The 22,365-nt window shown below is 37.6% G+C and carries 17 protein-coding genes, 1 rRNA gene and 4 pseudogenes; 14 read left to right on the plus strand and 8 right to left on the minus strand.

Going from position 1 to position 22,365, the window contains the following annotated elements; genetic code table 11:
- The first annotated feature begins 20 nt into the window (after nt 1-20).
- Nucleotides 21-135, plus strand: a 5S ribosomal RNA gene (gene rrf / locus P4S65_RS21240).
- Between the two features lie 600 nt (nt 136-735).
- Nucleotides 736-1,371, plus strand: a complete 636-nt coding sequence (locus tag P4S65_RS21245) for a methyltransferase family protein (protein WP_337121140.1) — start codon at nt 736-738, stop codon at nt 1,369-1,371.
- 36 nt (nt 1,372-1,407) lie between these two features.
- On the opposite strand, the pseudogene P4S65_RS21250 reads toward P4S65_RS21245, so the two are convergent.
- The 3 genes and pseudogenes from P4S65_RS21250 to P4S65_RS21260 form a co-directional block, all read right to left on the minus strand.
- A pseudogene (locus P4S65_RS21250) lies at nt 1,408-3,423 on the minus strand (EAL domain-containing protein).
- Nucleotides 3,424-3,427: 4 nt separating this feature from the next.
- Nucleotides 3,428-3,868: a YfiR family protein gene (locus P4S65_RS21255; protein ID WP_007379048.1), complete on the minus strand. Its 441-nt coding sequence runs from the start codon at nt 3,866-3,868 to the stop codon at nt 3,428-3,430.
- Between the two features lie 99 nt (nt 3,869-3,967).
- The gene (locus P4S65_RS21260; protein ID WP_337121141.1) at nt 3,968-6,028 is read right to left on the minus strand and encodes a TonB-dependent receptor plug domain-containing protein; all 2,061 of its coding nucleotides are present in this window, start codon (nt 6,026-6,028) and stop codon (nt 3,968-3,970) included.
- A gap of 474 nt (nt 6,029-6,502) precedes the next feature.
- Between P4S65_RS21260 and P4S65_RS21265 the strand changes: the two genes are divergently transcribed.
- Nucleotides 6,503-7,369: a diguanylate cyclase domain-containing protein gene (locus P4S65_RS21265; RefSeq protein WP_096794265.1), complete on the plus strand. Its 867-nt coding sequence runs from the start codon at nt 6,503-6,505 to the stop codon at nt 7,367-7,369.
- A 14-nt stretch (nt 7,370-7,383) separates the two neighbouring features.
- On the opposite strand, the pseudogene P4S65_RS21270 reads toward P4S65_RS21265, so the two are convergent.
- Nucleotides 7,384-8,288 (minus strand): annotated as a pseudogene (locus P4S65_RS21270) (LysR substrate-binding domain-containing protein).
- 101 nt (nt 8,289-8,389) lie between these two features.
- Between P4S65_RS21270 and P4S65_RS21275 the strand changes: the two are divergent.
- The 4 genes from P4S65_RS21275 (at nt 8,390) to P4S65_RS21290 (ending at nt 11,810) form a co-directional block, all read left to right on the plus strand.
- Nucleotides 8,390-9,022, plus strand: a complete 633-nt coding sequence (locus P4S65_RS21275) for an NAD(P)-dependent oxidoreductase (RefSeq protein ID WP_007379043.1) — start codon at nt 8,390-8,392, stop codon at nt 9,020-9,022.
- A gap of 106 nt (nt 9,023-9,128) precedes the next feature.
- Nucleotides 9,129-10,145 (plus strand): Kelch repeat-containing protein, encoded by a 1,017-nt coding sequence (locus P4S65_RS21280; protein ID WP_337121142.1) that lies wholly within the window; start codon nt 9,129-9,131, stop codon nt 10,143-10,145.
- Entirely contained in the window at nt 10,142-10,858 is a 717-nt protein-coding gene (locus tag P4S65_RS21285) for an SIR2 family NAD-dependent protein deacylase (protein ID WP_096794269.1), read from the plus strand. The genes P4S65_RS21280 and P4S65_RS21285 overlap by 4 nt, the downstream gene beginning before the upstream one ends.
- A gap of 154 nt (nt 10,859-11,012) precedes the next feature.
- Nucleotides 11,013-11,810: a response regulator transcription factor gene (locus P4S65_RS21290; RefSeq protein WP_007379040.1), complete on the plus strand. Its 798-nt coding sequence runs from the start codon at nt 11,013-11,015 to the stop codon at nt 11,808-11,810.
- A gap of 87 nt (nt 11,811-11,897) precedes the next feature.
- Here P4S65_RS21290 and P4S65_RS21295 read toward each other — a convergent pair whose 3' ends face one another.
- A complete protein-coding gene (locus P4S65_RS21295; protein WP_337121143.1) occupies nt 11,898-12,500 on the minus strand; it encodes a LysE/ArgO family amino acid transporter in 603 nt (200 codons plus the stop codon).
- Nucleotides 12,501-12,595: 95 nt separating this feature from the next.
- On the opposite strand from P4S65_RS21295, the gene P4S65_RS21300 reads away from it, so the two are divergent.
- On the plus strand, nt 12,596-13,489 hold the full coding sequence (locus P4S65_RS21300; protein WP_149613269.1) for a LysR family transcriptional regulator ArgP: 894 nt from the start codon (nt 12,596-12,598) through the stop codon (nt 13,487-13,489).
- A 6-nt stretch (nt 13,490-13,495) separates the two neighbouring features.
- Here the strand turns inward: P4S65_RS21300 and P4S65_RS21305 are convergent, their stop codons facing one another.
- The gene (locus P4S65_RS21305) at nt 13,496-14,809 is read right to left on the minus strand and encodes a M20/M25/M40 family metallo-hydrolase (RefSeq protein ID WP_337121144.1); all 1,314 of its coding nucleotides are present in this window, start codon (nt 14,807-14,809) and stop codon (nt 13,496-13,498) included.
- 392 nt (nt 14,810-15,201) lie between these two features.
- On the opposite strand from P4S65_RS21305, the gene P4S65_RS21310 reads away from it, so the two are divergent.
- Nucleotides 15,202-15,717, plus strand: coding sequence for a ClbS/DfsB family four-helix bundle protein (locus tag P4S65_RS21310; RefSeq protein WP_337121145.1), 516 nt, complete (start codon nt 15,202-15,204; stop codon nt 15,715-15,717).
- 41 nt (nt 15,718-15,758) lie between these two features.
- Here the strand turns inward: P4S65_RS21310 and P4S65_RS21315 are convergent, their stop codons facing one another.
- On the minus strand, nt 15,759-17,027 hold the full coding sequence (locus P4S65_RS21315; protein WP_337121146.1) for an IS110 family transposase: 1,269 nt from the start codon (nt 17,025-17,027) through the stop codon (nt 15,759-15,761).
- A 452-nt stretch (nt 17,028-17,479) separates the two neighbouring features.
- Here P4S65_RS21315 and P4S65_RS21990 point away from each other — a divergent pair.
- The 3 genes and pseudogenes from P4S65_RS21990 to tnpB form a co-directional block, all read left to right on the plus strand.
- Nucleotides 17,480-17,548: pseudogene (locus P4S65_RS21990) on the plus strand (transposase); the annotation flags it as partial.
- Nucleotides 17,549-17,635: 87 nt separating this feature from the next.
- Nucleotides 17,636-17,932 (plus strand): IS66 family insertion sequence element accessory protein TnpA, encoded by a 297-nt coding sequence (gene tnpA, locus P4S65_RS21320; RefSeq protein WP_306725475.1) that lies wholly within the window; start codon nt 17,636-17,638, stop codon nt 17,930-17,932.
- Nucleotides 17,932-18,156, plus strand: a complete 225-nt coding sequence (tnpB, locus tag P4S65_RS21325) for an IS66 family insertion sequence element accessory protein TnpB (protein WP_337121147.1) — start codon at nt 17,932-17,934, stop codon at nt 18,154-18,156. Before tnpA ends, tnpB begins: the two co-directional genes overlap by 1 nt.
- Before the next feature lie 1,187 nt (nt 18,157-19,343).
- Here tnpB and P4S65_RS21330 read toward each other — a convergent pair.
- A pseudogene (locus P4S65_RS21330) lies at nt 19,344-19,442 on the minus strand (ATP-binding protein); the annotation flags it as partial.
- A gap of 341 nt (nt 19,443-19,783) precedes the next feature.
- Here P4S65_RS21330 and P4S65_RS21335 point away from each other — a divergent pair.
- Together P4S65_RS21335 and P4S65_RS21340 are read left to right on the plus strand one after the other, a co-directional pair.
- Nucleotides 19,784-20,983, plus strand: a complete 1,200-nt coding sequence (locus P4S65_RS21335) for an alpha/beta hydrolase-fold protein (RefSeq protein ID WP_050484113.1) — start codon at nt 19,784-19,786, stop codon at nt 20,981-20,983.
- Nucleotides 20,984-21,456: 473 nt separating this feature from the next.
- Entirely contained in the window at nt 21,457-21,837 is a 381-nt protein-coding gene (locus P4S65_RS21340; RefSeq protein ID WP_149606020.1) for a VOC family protein, read from the plus strand.
- Nucleotides 21,838-22,365 lie beyond the last annotated feature (528 nt).

A 22,365-nucleotide genomic window follows, 5' to 3' on the forward strand; every position in this document is an offset into this window, starting at 1 on the left:
AATTCTTTGCACCATATTTGCTTGGTGACAATAGCGTTTTGGACCCACCTGACTCCATGCCGAACTCAGTAGTGAAACGAAACAGCGCCGATGATAGTGTAGCATTTGCTATGTGAAAGTAGGACATTACCAGGCTTCAAATTAAAGAAACCCGTTGCAGCAATGTGACGGGTTTTTTGCTATCTGGGATTTAGTAAATAGCCAAGAGTCCATGCCGAACTCAGTAGTGAAGTCAAAGCTTCGACCGATGATAGTGTAGCATTTGTTATGTGACTTTCTACCGCTGTGGGCACTAAGACATTACCAGGCTTCAAATTGTAGAGAGCCCGACTAGAAATAGTCGGGCTTTTTTACGTCTGCAGAAAAGTGAAAATAAAAGCGGTAGCAAGAGCCCATGCCGAACTCAGTAGTGAAACAAAACAGCTCGAAGGCGAGACCCACTGAGGGCCGCCCTGACACAAAGATAGTGTAGCATTTCACTGTGACTCTCCACCGCTGTGGGTACCATGACATTCTACTGCGTAGCGCACCGACTTAACATTGTAGAAAGCCCGAATTTAACGATTCGGGCTTTTTTACTTCTGCAGAAAAGTGGATGGATAATACATGGTATCATTGGTAAACTTACTCTAATCTTTTATGCCCATTTAGCTGACTTTGCTTGTTAATTAACAGTATGAACACTAAAGTTAATTTATAGTATTAGCTAAAAAATAATGTGTGTGAGCTCCCTCAATGAACTATCAACCCTTTATAGATGACTCAGTATCCTTAATAGAGTTTACACGTATTTACCTCGCTATTTTCTATACATTTGTGGCGGGATTTTATACTTATAGAATTATTTATAAAAATCGAACCACACCCTCTGGCGTTATTTTTCCTGGTCAGCAGTATTGCTCTAGTTGGTGGAACCATATGGCGTTTAAATTTTTCAGGGCTGCTATTTGGTTTGTGTGTGTTGTGAGAGTTTTTATTCCTGAATTAGATAATTACTTAGTATTATTTGAACCTTTAAACGGTTGGCCTGGGGTCATGTTTGGCAATGTATTACTGAGTGCTGGGTTTATATTAAGTATGTTTGTACATTTTGATATGGCATCACTTTGGCGCTCAGGAATAGATCCTAAAGGGCCAAAGGAGCTAAAAACCACTGGACTCTATGACTATTCTCGCAACCCTATGTATTTAGGTGTTGCAGCGGCTCAAATTGGTTTCTTTTTAGCATTGCCGTGTGTATTTAGTCTGGTATGTTTGATTGTAGGGGTGAGCGCTTTATATAGACAAACTTTAGTAGAAGAAGAGCATCTATCGCAATCTTTTTCAGAGCAGTATCAGTATTATAAAAAACGCGTACCTCGCTGGTTGTAATAAAGACACTACCCACATACGAGCTGGTATTTAATTTTAAAGTAATACTTTAGATTTTACGTACTTTTCAATAAAGCTTTGTTTAGTGATTGGTTTTGAAAATACATAACCTTGAATATAATCACATGCTAACTGTTTTAATAGTAAGTACTGATGTTGGGTTTCTACCCCTTCAGCGACAACTTTTACACCTAAATTATGTGCCATTGTTATTATTGCCTTTATAAGCGCTATGCTGTTTTCATTGGTTTCTATATCTCTAATAAAAGAGTGATCAATTTTTAGGATATCGATATCTAAGCGTTGAAGATAGGCAAGTGATGAATAACCGACACCAAAATCATCTATTGCTATATCAATATTTTTTGCGTTAAGTCGCTTTAATTGACTCTGTATTAAAGAATCAGGATCCATTAGCGTGTTCTCTGTAACTTCTATGAGAATAGTATGGGCGGGGAGTTTGTATTGCTCACTTGCTTCTAGCCATTCATTTACCCAATTACCAGCACGATCAATCTCAAGTGGTGACGTATTTACGCTAATTTGTATAGGTGTTTCGCAAAGTAGATTAAATTGAACAGTATCTTTAATTGCTTGTAGTTTTACCCACTGGCCAATATCGCTTATTAAGCCATTCTTTTCAGCGATTGGTATAAATTCATTTGGGCTAATTAGACCTCGCTCAGGGTGATTCCAGCGTATTAACGCTTCGGCTTTGGGTACTGATGTACCATTAATAGAAAAAATGGGTTGATAATAAAGCTCAAATTGATTTTTTTAAGGGCAGTATGTATTTGTTCTATTAAACGGCGCTTTTCGATTGCTTGTTCTTCCATAGCATAAGTGAAAAATTCGTAGCGGTTTCTACCTTTATGTTTAGATAAATACATTGCTTGATCAGCTCGCTTTACTAAGTCTTCTACTGTTACCCCATCCGTTGGATAAAAAGTTAAACCTAAACTTGCAGTCACATACACCTTTTCTTTTTTAGATGAATACACTGCATTAAGCTACTTTTTACTGCATTTGCAACCTTACTTGCGCTCGCTTGATTGTCTACTCCTTCTAGAATAAGAGTAAATTCATCACCGCCTAGTCTTGCTACAGTATCGTTAGCTGTTATGCAGTTTTGTAACCTAACTGCGACTTGATGTAACAGTAAATCGCCATAGTCATGTCCGAGACTGTCGTTTATTTCTTTGAAGCCATCTAAATCAATAAAAATAAGGGCAAAAGTTATATTTTTTTGCTAATTAAACTTTGTAGTTTTTCGTAAAAGTAACGTCTGTTAGGTAGGTCTGTAAGGCCATCTTCATATGCATATTGGTGTAATTGTAAATTTGCATTTTCAAGTTCTTTAGTACGAAGCCGAACTTGATTTTCAAGTGAACTTTCTCGCTGTTCAATCGTGTGTAACATATCGTTGAAACAGGAAGTAAGTTCGCCTACCTCATCTTGCGAGAGCTGTTTTGCACGTAAGCTATAGTCATTCGATTTTGTTATTTGGTTAGCTGTTTGTGCCAAATATAATATAGGGTTTAAAAACCGACGTCTGAGTAATAAGGATAATAGTAAGCTCACAATAAATGTAAATATCACCAAAATAATAAGAAACTTACTATAAAATGCCACTCTATCATTAATGTAGCTATCATTAGCCCTAATTTTGAGCTCACCATAGCAATGAGAATCTAGCTCTAAAACGGTACTTATTTCTATACTATGTTGTGCTGTTTTAGAAAGAGAATTGGCGATAGCAAGTGGTTTACCATCTGAATTACTCACAATCACAGATACTATATCTGAGCGAATAAGCAGTGGGTTAATAAGTTCTTGTATTGCTTCTGCATCGTCAAACATAAGCGCTGTCGTTATATTAGGGGACAACATTTTAGAAAGAGATACTAAACTTTTTACTTGCTCTTCTTTCGCGCTACTTATTTCATAGGCACTAAATACGGTTGTGACAGTTGCGGTTGATACGAGGGCGACACACATTAAAATGACTAAAAGTTTTTTGCTCATTGTGTTTAATAAAAATAGTTTTTTCATTGCATTACCTATCAACAACGCGAGCAAGGCGTAATACTTTTGAACTCATCGTAATACCTACTTCTTTAAGCTTTTTAGGCGCTATTTCGAAACGAATTTTACCACTTGAAAGAAAAAACCTAATGTGTCCGCCATTTTTAATAAAACCTTCAGTTTCACCTATAACCATAATATTGTCATAAGGAAAAAACTTTAGGTTTTCCCAATTAGCGATTGTATTGACGGTTATAAAAAGCATATCACACGATACGTTTGATATATCGTTGAGAGCAATATGTTTATTCTTTAAAGGTAATCCTTTTACTATTCGTTCTTTTAAAACAATGTTTGCTAACTCAATAAAGTGTTTATCAGGGCTGCATAGAGTAAAAAAATTGTCTTTTTGAGGAAGCGAGTGCCATTGAGAAAATCTGGCAAAATTATATAAGAAGCCCGCTTTAAGCATGTATTCCTTTTCCATTGCATTACAATTCGCACTAAATAAAAATACAAATATAATTAAGGTACGATGGATTAAACTTTTTGACTTGAGCATGTTATAAACTTAAAACGTAGTCATAATTGTGAATGTAAAAGATTCATCAATATAATTGGGTATAGTATAGGTTTCGTGTGTATTACCATATTCGATGTGAGAACTAGCTAATAAATTTTTACCTGAAAGCGCTGTTGACCACTGTTGATTTATCTGCCAATTCCAAGTCAAATCTAATGCTGCGTAGTTATCTGTGTTATACGCATTAGAATTTTCTACTCGTAATGTAGAAAACAGAGAATGGCCGTTAAATAGAGTGTAATTTGCTTTTGCAAATAGCTGCCTATTTGTTGAATCAAACCCAACCACAGGGCTTGTGTCATAAGGTAAGCTATATTTAAAGTCTGTATAACTGTACCCAAGTTCTGCGCTGAGAGTATCCATAGGTTGCCACGATAAAACGACATCAAAACCTTTTGTTGTTGTTTTTCCAACAGAGATTAAATCAAGGTTGATTTGAGTTGTTGTAAGCGCTTGAGCTGCTTGTGGGATCTCTCCCGATCGAAACAGAGCGAGAGCAGGCAAGAATTGTTCAAAATGGGTATTTAAGTTAATAACCGCTACGTTTTTACCGTGCGTGTTATAAGCGGAAAAGTCCATTGACCAATCGTTATCGGAAAATCGGTAACCTAGTTCGTGAGAGATATAATTCTCAGATTTCACTTTATCGTTACCATTTAAAAAAGTGGCGATTCGATATTCATCTATAGCTACCAGCCCTGTACTAGTGCCAAGTACATCAAGAACTCTGGTTCCATTAAGTTTAAAGTTATCGTTAAACTCAATAAGCGTGGGGATTCGTACACTTCTGGATATAGCGCTCCAAACAAGATGATTCTCGATTGGTTTGTAAACTAACCTTGCTGAAGGTTGGTTTTCCCACCCTGTTAGATCATTATGATCTAATTTAGTGCCAATTATAAAATCGAGAGTATCAGGGGTAAAGTTATATTGAGCCTGAATAAGCCCACCATACTGCTGAAGGTTATCCAAATCTTTATCGCTATCTAAAAAGACACTTTGTGCAAATGAAATGGTGTTATAGCGGTAGTTTAATCCCCAATCAAACTGTAGTGACTGGTAAATAAAATTCATTTGGTAGTCAATATCTATCGATTCGAAATGCTCTTTTATGTAGGCTTGAGATCCATTTTGTTTGAGCCATGATACCTGTAACATCTGATTGGCATTGCCTGATATTCTGTGTTCTAAACGGGCCATCATACGTGAGTCGATACGTTTTAAATCATCAGAAAATGCAATGTTTTCATTTGTAGCATCAACTACACCTCGGTAGTTTTGGCCTAATTTTGAATGCGTAACATCGCCTTGAAATAAACCCGACAATTCATCATTAGGTGTATAGTCAGCACGTATACCAAAAGAATATTGTTTCGTAGTATCATTTGGTTTGAGTCTAGCTCCTTTTTTAGATGCATTTGCATGTTTTGCATGGCCATAAATTCGATAACTGCCTTTATTACCAATATCGTTTCCATAACGAAAATTTGTATCGACATTTATTTGATTGCCGGTGGTTGCTGTTGCTAATGTGTCACGAGTATCAATACTATTTTTAGTAATAATATTGATAACACCATTATTTGCGTTACTTCCCCATAAAAGCCCACCTTGCCCTCGAATGACTTCTATGCGTTCAATATCGTACAAAGGAACATTGAGTGTTTCCCAATAAACAGCCGCAAATTTTGGTGTATATAAACTTTGGCCATCGATCATGACTAATAACTTGCTAGAAAAGCGAGAAGCAACGCCTCTCGAAGAGATAGCCCACTGGTTATTATCGAGTTGTCTAACAATAAGCCCAGGAACCATTTTTAGTGCTTCAGGTACAGACATAGCACCAGAGTTAGTAATTTGCTCTTTACTTAAAACATAAATAGAGGAGGCTGTATCAAATGCTGATTGAGTTCTTTTCATTGCTGAAGTGACTTGAACATCCATTCCCATTAGGGCATCAAGGTCAAGGTTTTCGTAATCAAATTGCTCAGCCATTAGTAAGGGAGAAATAAAGGTTAATGGCCATAAAAAGCGTTGTGATATTTTCAATGAGGTGTCTCCTACACAATCCAAATTCAAAAACAATCGTTGTTTTTGTAAAGCATCTGTTATCACATGATATTAACATAAATTAATGATGTGAAAGCACTTTATATTATTAATAAAATTGATTTTGGAATTTGTTTAGTTCGCTCAAAATAATAAACGTCTTGGGCCAGTTGACCTTTCAGAATTAAAATTCATTCTATCTCGGGGCTATTTTATCTGGTTACTAAATTGGAAAAAGCAAAATACAGATCCTATATTTTAACTCTGTTTCATAGGTAATCATCAAGTATAAGTAGTTTTGAGCTGTCATGGTTTAGCAATGCGTTATAGGCTTAATTATTACTCGCTATTTATATAGATGGCACATTATTAAAATGAGAGTGAATATATCGTTTCTTTAAAGCTATTTTTTGCTTTTGTTGTAGGGGTGTCGAATACTGGATTTAGCTTCATTAAACCTAGAGGCAAGCAGGTATGATAAAAAGTGGGTTAGTGGATTTACAAGAAGTACTTGATTTAATGCTTGATGCTGTTTGTGTTGTAGATAAGCAAGGTACATTTGTTTTTGTTAGCGCCGCGTTTGAGCGAATTTTTGGTTATTCAGCCAATGAAGTTGTTGGTAAAAAAATGATTAATTATGTCTATTCTGGAGATCATCAAAAAACGCACGATGCAATTGCTTCGCTTTTATCAGGAGAGTTAATAAACCCTCGTTTTGAAAATCGTTGGCTCAGAAAAAATGGACAATTAGTCCACATACTATGGTCTGTTCGCTGGTCTGAAGAACATCAAGTAAGAATTGCAGTGGCTCACGATATTACCGAGCGAAAAGAGATGGAAGAGCAGCTTTATTACATGGCAGGGCATGATGCATTAACGGGTTTACCAAACCGTTCGTTATTAATGGATCGATTGCAAAAAGTAATTGTAAAAGCTCACCGAGATAATTTATTTTTTTCACTACTGTTTATTGATATAAATGGCTTTAAAGCTGTAAATGATACTTATGGTCATAACGTTGGTGATAAGTTGTTGCATAGCATTGCACAGAGGCTGTCGAATGTAATGAGGGAATATGACACTGTAGGGCGTTTAGGTGGGGATGAGTTTTTAATTATTTTAGATAATTTAAAGTCACCAACCGAAAGTGTTGTTATTAGGCGTAAAATTTTAGCTCAATTTAAGGCTGAATTTCAATTGGATGAATTAAGTCTCAATATCTATCCTAGTATTGGTATTGCCAATTACCCTAATGATGGACAAACTGATCATCAACTCATTAAGTATGCCGATCAAGCTATGTACAAAATTAAAGGCGCAAATGTTGCTAAAGTTATGTAGTCATTTTTATTAATTTAATGTCTATGCTGAACTACTTTTTTAATATCTTGTTGCCAATTGAGTGCTAAAAAATCAATAAATGTACGTACTAACGTTTGCTGATAACTTCGTGATAGGTACACCGCCCATAGGCTATGGCCAGGTGAATAATAATGCGGCAAGACTTCTACTAGCTCGCCATTTTTTAAGTGTTTATTTGCTAAATCGCAAGGAATATTAGCAATTCCCATCCCCCTAATTGCCGCTTTAACTAAAATGCCCATTTCGTTTGATTGCAAATTCCCCTTAATTGCAACTTTTTGATCATTTGTTGCCGATATTATTCGCCATTTTGTCGCACTACTGTGCACTAGGCAATTATGATTTAGTAAGTCCTGAGGTTTAATTAAGGGGGCGACTCAGCTAAGTAGTTTGCCGAGGCACATAACACACCATCAATATGCATTAGTTTACGGGCAATATGTTGATCATCAGGTTGTTCAATATAGCGCAGTGCTACATCAACACGTTCGTCTACCAACTGTGATAAGTTATCCGAAAGTACGAGCTGAACATTTGTTTTGGGGTGTAGTTGTAAAAATTGCTCCACTCTTTCAAATAATAAATTTTGACCCAGCCCAATAGGCGATGCAATTCTGATTGTACCAACTAGTTCATTATTATGGCTATGAGCACGACTTTTTAAATCAGAGACTGTACTGAGTATTTGTTGGCAGTAAATTAATGCTTCTTCACCTTGAATAGTTAAACTTACTTTACGTGTTGTGCGATGAAATAATCTCAACGATAACCACTGTTCTATTTCTTGTACGTGACGAGTAACTTGTAAGCGGCTTAGATTTAAGTGCTCAGCAGATTTAGTAAAGCTGCCACAGCGGGCAACTTCTACAAAGCTTGTAATTGCAGTAATTTTATCCATTAGTAACTTATTATGAACTAATATGTATCGTAACAGTGTGTTTATCACTTAAAAGTGTGCAAGTAAACTAACTTCATTAACTCAATAATAGGATACAGATAATGAAAGTAGCAGTTTTAGGCGCAACAGGCTGGATTGGCAGCACAATCGTACAACAAGCAACTAAGCGCGGTTTAGAAGTGGTCAGCATTGTACGTGACGCAGCGAAAATAACAGATAATACAACTGCCGTTCGCGTATTTGATTTACAAAGCCAAGATAATATTGCTTCAGTACTTAAAGGTATAGATGTACTTATTGCTTCAGTGGGCGGACGTGCAGTAGGTAATCATGAATTAGTTGCACAAACCGCAGAGCGTTTATTAACAGCATTAAATGGAACAAGCACGCGTTTGATTTGGGTAGGTGGTGCGGGTAGCTTAGAGGTTGCACCTGGGGTAACACTTGTATCAACACCTGAATTCCCTGCAGATTACAAAGATGAAGCACTCGCACAAGGTGAAGCATTAAATGTATTTAAAACGACCACTAGTTCTGCTTCGTGGACTTTTGTAAGCCCTGCTGCAGTAATTTATCCTGGTGAAAGTGAAGGTCCTTATCGTATTGGCGGAGATCAGTTTTTTACAAATGAAGCTGGTGAAAGCAAAGTATCAGTCACTGATTATGCAATAGCATTAGTTGACGAAGCACAAAAAGCTGCACACTTAAACCAACGTATCAGTGTTGCTTATTAACTTATATTAAGTTTAAAGCATTTGATTATTTAGATGCTAAGCGCTGGCTCCTAAGGGCAAAATAATTTAATCTGAGAGTATTAATCCTTATTAAATTATTTGTCTTATGAGCCTTCTTTTTTCGCTTGCGTTAGCAAGTCTTCCTGCTTTACCTGAGCCTGTTGCAAATAATGCTGTGGCTAAAGTTATTATTAAAAATCAGCCTTATTTTTTAAGTTTTATGGGATTAGGCCGCGATAAACAGTACTCGTCAGTGCATAACAAAGTGTGGGCGCTTAAAGTTGGCGATTCACAGTGGCAATCTAAAACTGGTGTGCCTTCAAGCTTGCCATTAAAAGGGCGCTTAGCAAGTACCGCAGTTGGTTTAGGTGAATACGCCTATGTGTTTGGCGGCTATACAGTTGCAGAGGATCATACTGAAGTTTCAAGCCCCGACGTATATAGGTACGACGTAATAAAAGATACCTATACTCCTTTAGCCAATATGCCAGTGCCTGTAGATGATAGCGTAGCGCTGAGCTACAAAGCGCGTTACATTTACTTAATTAGCGGTTGGCATAACGACGGCAACGTAAATTTAGTACAAGTATACGACACGCAAAATAATACATGGGAGCAAGCCTCACCATTTTTAGGTGATCCCGTATTTGGTCAAGCGGCAGCAATTAGCGGCAATACAATTGTTGTGTGTGATGGCGTTAAAACACAAGCCAATCCTGATTCGCGTCGCTCGTTTGCAGGCGTAGCACAGTGCTTAAAAGGTACAATAGATTCAACTAATCCACAAAAAATAGATTGGCGCACATTGCCACATCCAACAGGTTCCGCCCACTATCGAATGGCAGCCACCAGCTATAATGGCAATATTTATATGCTGGCAGGTTCTAACAATCCATATAATTACAGCGCAATAGGCTACGACGGTAAACCTGCACCAGCAAGTGATCATGTTTGGCGCTTTAATATCGAAAAAAATGGATGGCAGGTTTTATCACCGGTTGAGGTAAAGAGTATGGATCACCGTGGTTTACTTGAACACAATGGGGTTTTATATCGAATTGGCGGTATTGACAATAAACAGCAAGTAAGTACTAACGTACTGGGTTACGAGGCTGAAAAGTGAACACTCTTTACATCACAGGAGCAGGAGTAAGCGCAGCCAGCGGTATTCCAACCTTTAGAGGGGAGGATGGTTATTGGACCATCGGCAGTAAAAATTATACGCCTATGGAAATGGCAACGCGCGCAATGTATAAAAACGCACCGAAAGAGTTTTTAGCGTGGTATTACCATCGCTTTGCAACGTATCGCAACCATGGTCCAAACGACGTACACCATTGGCTGAGTGATAAAAACCTAATTACTCAAAATATAGATGGGCTTGATGGCAAAGCAGGCAATAAAAATTACATTGCTATTCATGGCAGGCTCGATCAAATGACGCTATTTCACCATCAAGGCGATGATGTAACCCCGTTTGCCGCTCCGTGGGAAAAGGTAGATGAAAGCTGCCTGCACGACTCCTTATTTGAAGTGTTTAATATTAAAAACCGATCACCTGAGCTTAATTATTCTTTTAAACCCTTTGTTTTATTGTTTGATGAGTATTACACCGAGCTTTATAGAATTAGCGAAGCGCAAAAACGCATGAGTAATGCCGGTAAAATTGTATTTATGGGGACTTCGTTTAGCGTTAATATTACGCAAATGGCGATAGAAATAGCGCGTGATTACAACATTCCCATTGAAGTTGTAGACCCCGAACCAGCTCATATTTTACACCCCAATGTGAGTTATAAAAAAATGACTGCGCTTGAGTATATTCAAAATAGCTAAATTAAGTTGGTGATTATGTGTGATAAATACGCTATTTATATTTATTTTACAATTTTATAAAGTATTTCTCCTTCGCTTGTACATTGTTGATCTATAATCTTAACTTATACATTAATCGTCATACTGTAAACATAACAACACTGAAGAGATGTAAATGAGTGATTTAACAGCAATAGCAAATTTATCAATATTATTAGTAGAGCCTTCAGATGTTCAACAAAAGCTTATTATAAAATCACTGACTCAGTGTGGTGTAAAGCAGGTTGAAAAAGCAACATCGCAAGAACAAGCGCTAACAATGCTTAATAGTTACCAGCCTGATTTAGTTATTAGTAGTATGTACTTTTCAGACGGTACCGCTGACTCCTTACTACAAAAAATCAGATCAAATCCATTAACAGAAAACCAAGCATTTATGTTGGTGTCAAGTGAGCGTAACAAAAAGTACTTAGAGCAGTTAAGGCAGTCGGGTGTATTAGCTATTTTGCCTAAACCATTTAGTGCTGAAGCTATAACGCGCGCACTTAAAGCTACTTTAGATATTATTAGTGAAGAAGAAGTTGAGCTTGAACACTTTGATATTACTTTATTACGTGTACTTGTAGTTGATGACAGTCGCTTTGCGCGTAAACACATTATTCGCGTACTTGCGGGGATGGGGATCCCAGCACCAGTAGAAGCTGAAGATGGCAAACAAGCCATCGAACAATTAAATACACAGTCATTCGATTTGATTGTTACGGATTATAATATGCCTGAAATGGATGGCAAAGAGCTAACCGAAACCGTCAGAGGGTCAAACACCTACTCACATATCCCTATTTTAATGGTGAGTTCAGAAGCAAACGACACTCACTTAGCCAATATTGCTCAAGCTGGCGTTGATGCCATTTGTGATAAACCATTTGAGCCTGCAACAGTTAGAGATTTATTGTTTAAAATAATGTCTTAACTTATAAACTTAAGGCTAGCAGTAAAAATGTATTAGCCTGAGCAGATAAAATTAAAGCAGCGCTTGTTAAAAGTCGCTGCTTTTTTATTATTGGCTAGGTACGTTATAAAGACTAAACGCCACAAAACATAATATAACTGCAATTGTGGTATCAAATATTCGCCATCTTAATGATGAGCTTAATATGCTTTTAAGTTTAGGAGCAAAAAGCACTAAAGTGCTGAACCAAATTAGTGACCCAACACAAGCGCCAAGTGCAAAATGCATTGGGTTTGGTTGTAAAGCGCCAATATTGCCAAGTAATAACACGGTATCTAAATACACATGTGGATTTAGCAAACTGATTGCAAAGGCCGAAAGGGCAGTACTCCACCAGCTTACTTTTTCTACTTGGCTTATTTTTAAACCCGAAGTCCCTTTAATCGCTCGCATTGCAGATCCATACGCTAAGTACAATAGCATCGCAATACCGCCCCATGTTAACCAAGGCAGTAATCCTGGTAATAACTGCTGTAATTCATTTGCTGCAAATACACCTATTAAAATAAGAGTCGCGTCGCAAATAATGCATACCGTGGCTAAAACCAATCGATTAGCGCCAGCCATGCATTGGCTTAAAATCCAAATATTTTGCGCGCCAATGGCAATAATTAAACTTAGCCCCAGCATCACACCCGATAAAAACGACATACTATAAATCTACTCAACTATTCAATGCCTTGCAGGGTATTGGTAATTCTGTTACAAATCCAATGAATATATTTAGGGTTATATGCGTAAAACTCATGATTGATTATCAACTACTCAATGCACTGTCGGCGGTTATTAGTGAAGGCGGGTTTGAAAAAGCCTCTAAAAAGCTATTTATTACGCAATCGGCAGTAAGTCGGCGTATTCATCAACTCGAAGCCAAACTTGGAGAGCCTGTAATAATTAGGACGCAGCCACCGCGCCCAACCGCTCTTGGCAAGCGTTTACTTAATCATTTACAACAAGTCCTGCAGTTAGAAGTTGCTTTAAACGTAGATGCACTTAACGAGCACTCCAGCTTAAACACACCTCTTAGTGTAAAGTTGGCTGCCAATGCTGATTCACTAGCCACATGGTTGCCAGAAGCCCTTGCCATACTAGATACAGAATCTGATTGTAAATTTAGATTTGAAGTGATCTCAGAGGATCAATCTATCGCCCATAAAAGAATGAAAGACGGCGAGGTAATGGTATGTATTAGCTCATCTTCTGAGCCTGTAAATGGCGGGTTAGCGAGCCCATTAGGCGCTATACGTTACAAGGCAATTGCGAGTCCTGACTTTATTAAACAGCATAACCTCACTTCGCTTACGCAATTGGCGCAGGTACCTTGTTTAGTTTTTAGTGAATATGACAAGCTACAGCACCAGTTTTTAGCCGATATTAACGGCTCAACGCCAGAGTATATACATATATATCCCTCATCAGAAGGATTTAAACAAGCCATGATAGCAGGCCTTGGGTATGGTTTATTGCCGACTTTGCAGCTTGGTGATTCCCTGCAAAAAGGGGAGTTAGTTGACTTATTTCCAGAGTATTATATTGATACGCCCTTGTACTGGCATTATTGGCAAAGTGAAAGCCCGCAACTTAAAGCACTGCGTAAGTTTGCAATGCAAGTTGCGGCTAACCGATTAGAACCAATTTAAAGGTGTTTATAACTTCCCTAATCTATAAATGAGTAATGCCGTTTTTTTAATGTTTTTATCAAGGCTGGTTAAATCGGCTGTTTCGTTTTTAGTGTGCGCACCGCTGCCCATCAAGCCTAAACCATCAAGTGCCATATCAACATGATTTGCCGCAAACGAAATATCAGCCGCACCTGCATTACGTGGATTGGCGGCTACTACTTTGTTGAAGCCTAAGTCGTGGCTTGCGTCGCTGTATAATTCTAATAGTTTTTTATTGCCATCAGTTAATGCCATTGGCGGGTAACCGTCTTCAAAAATAAGCTCTGCTTTACTGCCATCTAAGTTTTTAGCCACAATTTTTAGCATAACCTTTTTAGCGCTTTCTACCTGCTTTGGCGAAAGTGCGCGTAAATCACCTGCAACATGCACGGTTTGTGCTATTACATTACTTTTACCAAATGCCGTTGCTGACGAATTAGCACTGTCGTAGTCGGCATTGGTACCGCCCACAATAAGCCCTGGGTTAAATGTTAAATTAGGTTGCGTGGCAAGTTGCTCTCTAAAATCATTTAAAATGCGTGATGTTTCGTAAATAGCGCCATATCCAACGCTTTCGCTAAATATTTGTGACGAATGCGCTGCATTTGCCGTTACGTTTAGCGTCCAGCCCGTATAACCACGGCGCGCCGCCATGGCAGTTTTAATATTGTTGTCGCCATTTTCATAGCCAAGCGCTACGTCAGCCCAAATTGCTGCATCAACAATAGCTTGTTTAGATAAGCTAAGCGGGCGACCGCTGCTTTCTTCATCGCCAGTCAATAATACTTTTATGCTTACATTTTTGAGTAAATTAAGGGCTTGTAAGCTTTTAAGTGCGGTAATTATTATCGTGTTACCGCCTTTCATATCGGCAACGCCTGGGCCACTGGCTGTATCGGTATCAAGCTGTTTGTAGGTAGTAAAGTTATCGTTTTTGGCAAATACCGTATCTAGATGGCCGATCATCAGTATTTTTATTGCATCGGGGCTTTTACTTTCATGTGTTGCCAGTACATGCCCTGCGCGATTAAACGCACTGCCATCAAGCCATTCAACTTTAAAACCAATGGCTTTGAGCTGCTCGCTTGTCAGCGCGCCTACTTTTTTTACACCTTCAATATTAAGCGAACCGCTATTAATATTTACGGCTTGCTCTATTTCTTTAAGTGCTTGGGGAATGTTTTTATCGACCTGTTTTACTATTTCACGCTCATTTTTATCAAGCGCCGCATGGCTTGTAAGCGACAGGGTACTCGCAAGGGTAAAAATAAGTGCATGGCTAAATTTTAAAAATGACATAACAGTATAATAAGTAAAAAATAAGAATATTTAATATGAAGTAAAATTAATAAGGATTCAATAGAAGTAGATTGTGATTTTTAACTAATTTTATAAGCAATAACGAGTTACAAGTTTAAGGGTGAACGCGTTATTAGTTTAAATACTGATATTTAAAATATAACCTGTTAACTAATAATCAACGGGTATAATTAATCAGCAATTTGCCTGATATTACTGACCTCCACCATTTTGGGGTTTTGCTACATTTAGAAAAGGTAAGGCGCATCTAACTAACTGTTTACAGTTGTTTATTTTATAGCTAGGATAAAATTATTGTAATATAAAGACATTTATTGGTTTGTAAAACGACAAATGTCGTAGACTAAATTGTTATGTGAATGGAGTGATAGTTGTCATCTGCACCTAAAAACAAAGAAGAGCTACAAAAATCGATTACGACAGCTTTTGATAAGATATTAACAGACTATTTGTCAATTCCTTCTGAAGTTTCTCGAAAAGTAGGTGTAGTCGGTAATATAAAAGGTACTGAGATTAGTGTTAGTGATACCGTCGCTTATCTCATAGGCTGGGGAGAGTTAGTTTTAAAATGGTACGAATTGAAATCTAATAACAAATCTGTTTGCTTTCCCGAAACTGGATATAAATGGAATGAGTTAGGTAAATTGGCTCAACATTTTCACTTGCAATACAATGATTGGTCTTATGAGGACCTTATTGCTAAATTTACTGTTACTACTTCTAATATTTTGATATTAGTAGAGTCTTTAGACAATCAAAAACTCTATGGTGAAAATTGGTATGAAAAATACACATTAGGTAAAATGATTCAATTTAATACATCTTCACCAATGGTTAATATGCGTGGAAAAGTAAGAAAGTACAAAAAGTTAAATAATATCAAATAGTAAATTCACATAACAACACGCCCTGAGGTGGACAGCAAGCGCTAAAGCTCACTTTCCACCGCAAATTTGAACAGCGGTGATCCCTTACTTTTCAATGCGGTTAAGTAAGTTGATTCATCGTAGGGCGTATGTGTTTTCCAGCACCTAAATAGAATTCGTATCCACTTAAATGCCAATGATCTGATGATGGTATTATGGGGTTTTCCTTTGGCTTCTTGCTGCCGATAATAGGCTTTAGCCCAAAATGAATAACGCACAGATAATCCAGCCCATTCCACAAATGTTTGCCTTAAAAATTTAGTGCACGAGTATCGCCAGTGTATCCATTCCTTTTTGCCACTGCGTTCGGTTACTGGAGCAATGCCTGCGTATTTTTGTATGTCAGCAGCGCATTTATAACGGTCACGATTTGACCCCAAAGCGGCTAATAATCGAGGTGCTAATTGTGGCCCCGCCCCAGGTAAACTATCAAAGATAGCGCGATCTGTATGTTGCTTATAAAGTGTTTTAATTTCGTCATCAAATCGTGTTATTGCCAACATCAGCTGTTTAAGTTGCGGAACGAGGCATTCAATAAGCAATAAGTTTGGCGTGATCACCGCCATATCTTCGGTGAGTATTTCTGCATCTTTGATTTCTTTTATCCGCTTTTCATTAACGAGTGGGTAGCGGGAATTATGTTGATTAAAGAAGTCGAGTAGTGTTTGTTTCCTCGCTTTTTTAGCGTGAGCAAGAGAGGGCCAGCGCAGTAAGAAGTCACAGAATATTTGAGTGTCTTTTTCTTTAAACCAATCAATCACGTGGGGATAATAATTTTTTAGCGTTGTGGCTATTTTATTGGTTAAATTAACACGATCTTGTACTAGTTTACGTCTGTATTCGACAAGCAGCGCAAGACACCTAACGTCCTCTGAATCCGGCCTAATAACCGTTAATTTATCCATGTGAAGTTGTAAGATTTTAACTTGAATAATTGCATCAGTAGGACCATCTTTAGCCCCGCTGTGCGTAAATGCAGCACGGTATTTAGCAACACTTGATGGGTTAATCACAAATAATACAATGTGCTTAAATTTACTGAGTGCATATATAAGAGGGCCTTTTTTTAGCTCACACGCGACAGCAACAGATCTGCCGTTGTAGCGTTGTTTTAACTCAAGCGCCCATGCATTAATTGACTTAGGTTCAGAGGAAATCACACTTAAATGTTGTGTATTTGTGTCACGATTTATTTCACAAATATCGTGTTTACGGTCAGCCCAATCGATCCCGATAAGGGCAGCAAAATCTGAGACGTTAAAGGCTTCCATTTTGGGCCTCCTAGAGGTAAAGTGAAAGAATAAATAGAGACTAATAGTGTTTCTCGCAGGTCTTATAGATAGTCGGCATTACGACAATCCCTGAGTATGCGTATTGAAACAAATAACTCCTGTTGATCCGAAAGTCTTGTTACAAACATTGATTGTTTCCGCTCAAATATTCGTGATCAACAGAAGCATATTCCATGTATTAATGAGATAGGTAAATACATTAATTAATGGAACGGAGTAACTATAAGCAAATCAAGTGGGACTAATTACAGCTGGCCGCCTCACTTCGTTCGTTATTTTGCCAGCAATAATTAGCCCCTTATTTGGTCGTTGTGACTGTAGAATTACTCTTTTTAGGAACGTATTCTACTATTTCTAATTGATTTTTTTCAACCTTAAATCCATTCATTCGCTGTGATCTAATAGATATTATTCACCCACGGTAAACTGTTATGGCTAACTACAAGCCTGACTTATCCTGCCAAAATAAATTCATTCCTATCCACTTTGCAAAACGTATTAAATTTCGTAAGCGTCTAGCAAAGTGCACCTGCCAGTAACTCATCAAAACTAGTAAGCTATTTCCGAATTTCAATGAGGAGATAGTCATGAGAAAAACACGCAGCCTTGAACAGTGGCGCTGTATTATCGAAGAACAACAAGTCAGTAATTTAACTATCACTGACTATTGCCAGCAAAATGCTTTATCAAAAACAACTTTTTATGCCGCACGAAGTAAGCTTAATGCCTCATCAGGCAGCTTTGTTCGCGCTAAAGTGACTAAACACGTTGACGTTATCGAACAGCAACAGTCAATCACCCTCACTATCGGCAAAGTAAACGTCAGCTTGCCACCCACAATGCCTGCCACTTATCTGAGTCAACTGTTACGCGAGCTTACCTGATGAAAATGTTTGTCGAACCAAAAAGTATTTACTTACACCGCGAGGCCGTGGATTTTCGAAAATCCATTGATGGTCTAATCGCAATCGTTGAAGGCGAACTTGAGCGTGATGCTTATACTGGCGCATTATTCTTATTCTGCAATAAAGCGAAAGATAAACTCAAGCTCGTTTACTGGGATAAAACAGGGTTTGCTTTAAGATATTACCTGAATCTAAAGAAGTAAGTAAGAAAATATTAAGCTTACCCAATAATCAACATCCGAACTCACTTTCTAATAAAGGGTTAGGGCATATTTTATCCGCTCCAAATCCACCAACATATTTTACAACATCATGTAAAGTTGAACCGTTACTTGAGTGCACACAAAAATGCCGTAAGAAGGGAGGGGTTAATATATGCAAAACCTCTTGGGTTAACCGTCTTGTAGAATGTAGGGATAGTGGAGGGGTAATCTTTATGTGCTATAAAACGATTGACCTAGGAATGCTATGTACTTGTTGGGATGAAGATGATTTTGATTCAGGTACTTGCCCAGTGTTTTAACCTCACTTTCTTTTTTGAGATCGTTCATTTCAACGATCTCTAATAACACTATCTATTTGAACTAAACATTAGATACTTACGCTGCCTTTCGATGCACAATAATAACTGCTCGTTTAGACGTTCCAACGACATCACTAATATCTCACAATCTAGATCAAAGGAGTCAATGCGCTTTCCTTTTCCAGCTAGAATACAGCCATTATTATGGACATCTTCCAGTCGTTGGAAGTACAACTCATCTTCAATTTTACCTTCATGAAAACCTTGGAGGTTTTTTCCTAAGTAAAGTAAAGGTTCAATTGAAGGAAGGCACAAAAAGTCATCATAGTACTTTAGACAGAAATACATCTCACCAACTATATATTCCATTTTTATTTTCTCTTTAGATTGATTTAAAATTCGACCAATTAAGTAATGTAATGGTCAACTAACTTTGATCACAGTTCTAGATTATTGATGTCTAAGCTCAAATTCATTAGGCGCTAAAGTTGGTTAATCTGCTTATAAGCCTGTTTTTTCGCTTAACGATGTGATTATTATAAGGGGGAAGTACAGGTCTATTTATATTTTTGCTAAGCTTTGCTTGAACAGTGCTTATTGAGCAGGGGTTTATAGCTAAAAAATAGAGCCAAGACTATTTAAAATATTTTAATTAATATAAATGTTTGGGTCAACTAATTCAGGATAGTGAATTAAATTTTTCTTCTGCTACAACAGCGCTAACCATTTGATTATGGTTACGTGGTCTATGCTAGTTATAATATTTCATCAAATAATTGCTAATACCTTTTTCTGCTTCTTGATAATTGTCAACAACAACCAAAAAGTGATTTACTCCACCATTTGAATAATGAAGCTCGCCATTAATCAGGCTTGTTTCTTTTCTTTGAGCCTATAACTTTCCCACTTAATTTGAACAATATGTAAGTGGTGTAAAATTCTATCTAACATCGCTGAAGTTAACGCTGTGTATTAGTGTGATTACCAAGGGATTCTGTCGGTCTAATTACCGAGCGACTTTGCCGTAGTGACCTTAGCAAGTAATACCTATTTGGGCAATCTGATCGAAACAAAAAAACGAAACACAGATCAATAATTGTCTTATTCGAAGGTATCTACCACTGCTAAAGCACTCGTTCGTATGATTTAGGAATTTGTATCAAGAGCGCAACAAGCGTCCGTGTCAGAATTCGGAGCTGCTAATTTTTTTCAACACCTTGATTGTTTCCATGTGACTAGACTCCATCTAAGCAATCCCTTATTCTTGAGTTTCTTTTACTAAACAAGCATTTAAATAAGGACATTGAATGACCAAGTATTTCTGCACGATTTTTTTTATTGTCACGGCTTCCTTTAGTGCGTATGCGGATTCATTTAAAGAAAATGCTGTTGAGCGGCATTTACCTTTTCAAAAAATACCAATTTCATCTTCTGTGTTAAATGAAACCGTTGATATCTATGTTCAATTGCCTTTCAAGTATGAAAGTGAATTCAATCAAAACTATCGTTATCCTGTTCTTTACACTTTAGATGCACCTGTAGGGTTGCCTCTTGTATCAGGCGTTCTTGCCCCGCTGAATGGCTACAATAGCGCCCCTCAAATGATCATCGTTGGGATCTCTACTTCCAATAGAGGCAGAGATTTTACACCAACATCTGATCCAAATTACGAAGAGCATAGCGGCGGGGCTGATAAGTATTTAACGTTTATTGAACAAGACGTTATTCCATACATCGAGAAACACTATCGGACAGAAAAATTTAGAATACTCTCTGGGCATTCATACGGCGGGCTGCTTGTGTCACATAGTTTTCATAAAAGGCCAAACTTGTTCCAAGCGCACTTTGCCAATAGTCCCTCTGTGTTCTGGGAGAGCGGAAAAACCGTTAGCGATCTCATTAAGTTCGTAAAAACGAATCCCATGCACAAAAATTTTCTATACATGAATATAGGGAATGAAGGTAACCCAGAATCAGATTCCCCAGAAGGTGTTCAGATGCTCTCAGGGATTCAAAAGATAGAGAGAGAACTTGCGAATTTAAATACACCGAACCTGCGTTACAAATTTGAATACTTTCGAGAAGAGCCTCATCAAAATACACCGATTTACGGGACAATTGGGGCACTCAGAGGTTTGTACCCTCAGTGGTCTATTCCATATGAAACATCAGTTGAAGGCTACGAAAGTGTCCTAGCGCACTTCAAAAAGCTATCAACCCTATATGGGTATCAAATTGAACCAAAATCCTGGCAAATGTATGATGAAGGCATAGGACAACTCACCTACTTAGAAAATCCTGCTGAAGCAATTAAGTATTTTAGCTACAACATCAGTCAGGAGCCATCTGCATATAGCTCTAGGCTTCATATCGTTGACGCCTTTGTAAAACTTGGTAAAAAACAAGAAGCGTTAAAACATTTAAACATTTTGTTGCGCAGAGATGATTTAAGTGATGAGGAACGTCAACAATTGACCGAGAAAAAGTCGAATGTAAATTTGATGTAAGTTTAACCAAAATAGCGTTGACACCCATCCTAACTGTTACGGAAATTGTCAATTACAAAATAGCGTTGACACCCATCCTAACTGTTACGGAAATTGTCAATTAGATCATGATGGCAAGTGAGTTTTATAAATAATGAATCACGTAAAAACTGAGCGACATTAGCAAGATGAAAGTAAAAAGAGAAAGTCAGTAGGTCGATGGCAATTGTACTGCTTTGTTTATTATATAGAAGGGCTGTGTACACGATGCATTGAGAAGGGAAAGCCCTTTTAACCTAAATAAAAGCCACTTAAACACCCGTAATCCCTTCTAAAATGCTAATTAAAACGATATCAAAAATTTCTTTATATGCTGCGTAAAAGTACAGTAATTGATTGAACCGAAATAGGAACTCAGCTATGGTTTGTTTATCAATAAAAACAAATAAAAAACGAGTTAATCTACAGTCTCGTTAGGCACACATGGAGGTTTCGTGAATCTTAATCAAGTTACATTGCCAGTTAAACACATGGATAAAGCGACTGAGTTTTATTTAAAACTAGGTTTTACCCAAATTGTCGATACTCCCCATTATGCCCGTTTCGAATGTCCTGACGGAAACTCAACCTTTTCACTTTTATTAGAAACTGGTAGTTTTTTAAATGGCGTAGTAATCTATTTTGAGCATGAAAAACTTGATCAGTGGGTATCTGATTTAAAATCTATTGGCATCGAGTTTTATCAAGAGCCAACAGATCAAAGTTATCTGTGGCGTGAAGCAATATTGCACGATCCATCAGGTAATAAAATCAAACTGTATTGGGCGGGAGAAAACAGGCTTAATCCACCATGGCGAGTAGATAAACGTGCCTAGCAAGCACTTCAAAAGCAATAAAAAAACAGTTGGTTAAGTTCCGTGCATCTTCATATTTTAACCAACTATTTTTGTCCGATCATGTGGACGTTAAGGCTGTGGAATTACTCTTTTTTAAGAAAAACAGCCTGTTTATGGGTTCCAAATAATACCTAATGCTTTAATAGCGCTTAGAGTTAATTACAGGATCTCGTTTTTAATTGAATTTGGCTGTTGGAGTTATTTTACAGTCTCGTTATGAGCCTAGGGTCTGTTGAACTTTCAAGGTTAAATTTGCAGCAGTCTGTTTGGTATTTAGGCAAGGCAGAGCCTATGTAGTGTGGCTATTCCCCATAAATGGGCGATAACGCAGCATTAATGCCAAACAGGCGCTGCCCAAAGGGCTGAGGGATCCCCACTTTATCCAGCGGCCTCTTTTTGATAATTAGAAATAAAGTTTTTTAAACTTTTTTCTATATAGCTTTGTGTAATACGTCTCTTACATAGCTTTATGACTTCTTGGCTAAGGTTAAAAATGAAAGAACTCGG

The organism is Pseudoalteromonas sp. B131b, from assembly GCF_037162545.1.
In the GTDB taxonomy this organism is placed as follows: Bacteria; Pseudomonadota; Gammaproteobacteria; order Enterobacterales; family Alteromonadaceae; genus Pseudoalteromonas; species Pseudoalteromonas fuliginea.

Bases quoted from the DNA above. Each gene is read 5' to 3' on its own strand.
- P4S65_RS21245 (WP_337121140.1), top strand. From the start codon at position 736: ATGAACTATCAACCCTTTATAGATGACTCAGTATCCTTAATAGAGTTT.
- P4S65_RS21255 (WP_007379048.1), bottom strand. From the start codon at position 3,868: ATGCTTAAAGCGGGCTTCTTATATAATTTTGCCAGATTTTCTCAATGG.
- P4S65_RS21265 (WP_096794265.1), top strand. From the start codon at position 6,503: ATGATAAAAAGTGGGTTAGTGGATTTACAAGAAGTACTTGATTTAATG.
- P4S65_RS21275 (WP_007379043.1), top strand. From the start codon at position 8,390: ATGAAAGTAGCAGTTTTAGGCGCAACAGGCTGGATTGGCAGCACAATC.
- P4S65_RS21280 (WP_337121142.1), top strand. From the start codon at position 9,129: ATGAGCCTTCTTTTTTCGCTTGCGTTAGCAAGTCTTCCTGCTTTACCT.
- P4S65_RS21290 (WP_007379040.1), top strand. From the start codon at position 11,013: ATGAGTGATTTAACAGCAATAGCAAATTTATCAATATTATTAGTAGAG.
- P4S65_RS21295 (WP_337121143.1), bottom strand. From the start codon at position 12,500: ATGTCGTTTTTATCGGGTGTGATGCTGGGGCTAAGTTTAATTATTGCC.
- P4S65_RS21300 (WP_149613269.1), top strand. From the start codon at position 12,596: ATGATTGATTATCAACTACTCAATGCACTGTCGGCGGTTATTAGTGAA.
- P4S65_RS21305 (WP_337121144.1), bottom strand. From the start codon at position 14,809: ATGTCATTTTTAAAATTTAGCCATGCACTTATTTTTACCCTTGCGAGT.
- P4S65_RS21315 (WP_337121146.1), bottom strand. From the start codon at position 17,027: ATGGAAGCCTTTAACGTCTCAGATTTTGCTGCCCTTATCGGGATCGAT.
- tnpA (WP_306725475.1), top strand. From the start codon at position 17,636: ATGAGAAAAACACGCAGCCTTGAACAGTGGCGCTGTATTATCGAAGAA.
- tnpB (WP_337121147.1), top strand. From the start codon at position 17,932: ATGAAAATGTTTGTCGAACCAAAAAGTATTTACTTACACCGCGAGGCC.
- P4S65_RS21335 (WP_050484113.1), top strand. From the start codon at position 19,784: ATGACCAAGTATTTCTGCACGATTTTTTTTATTGTCACGGCTTCCTTT.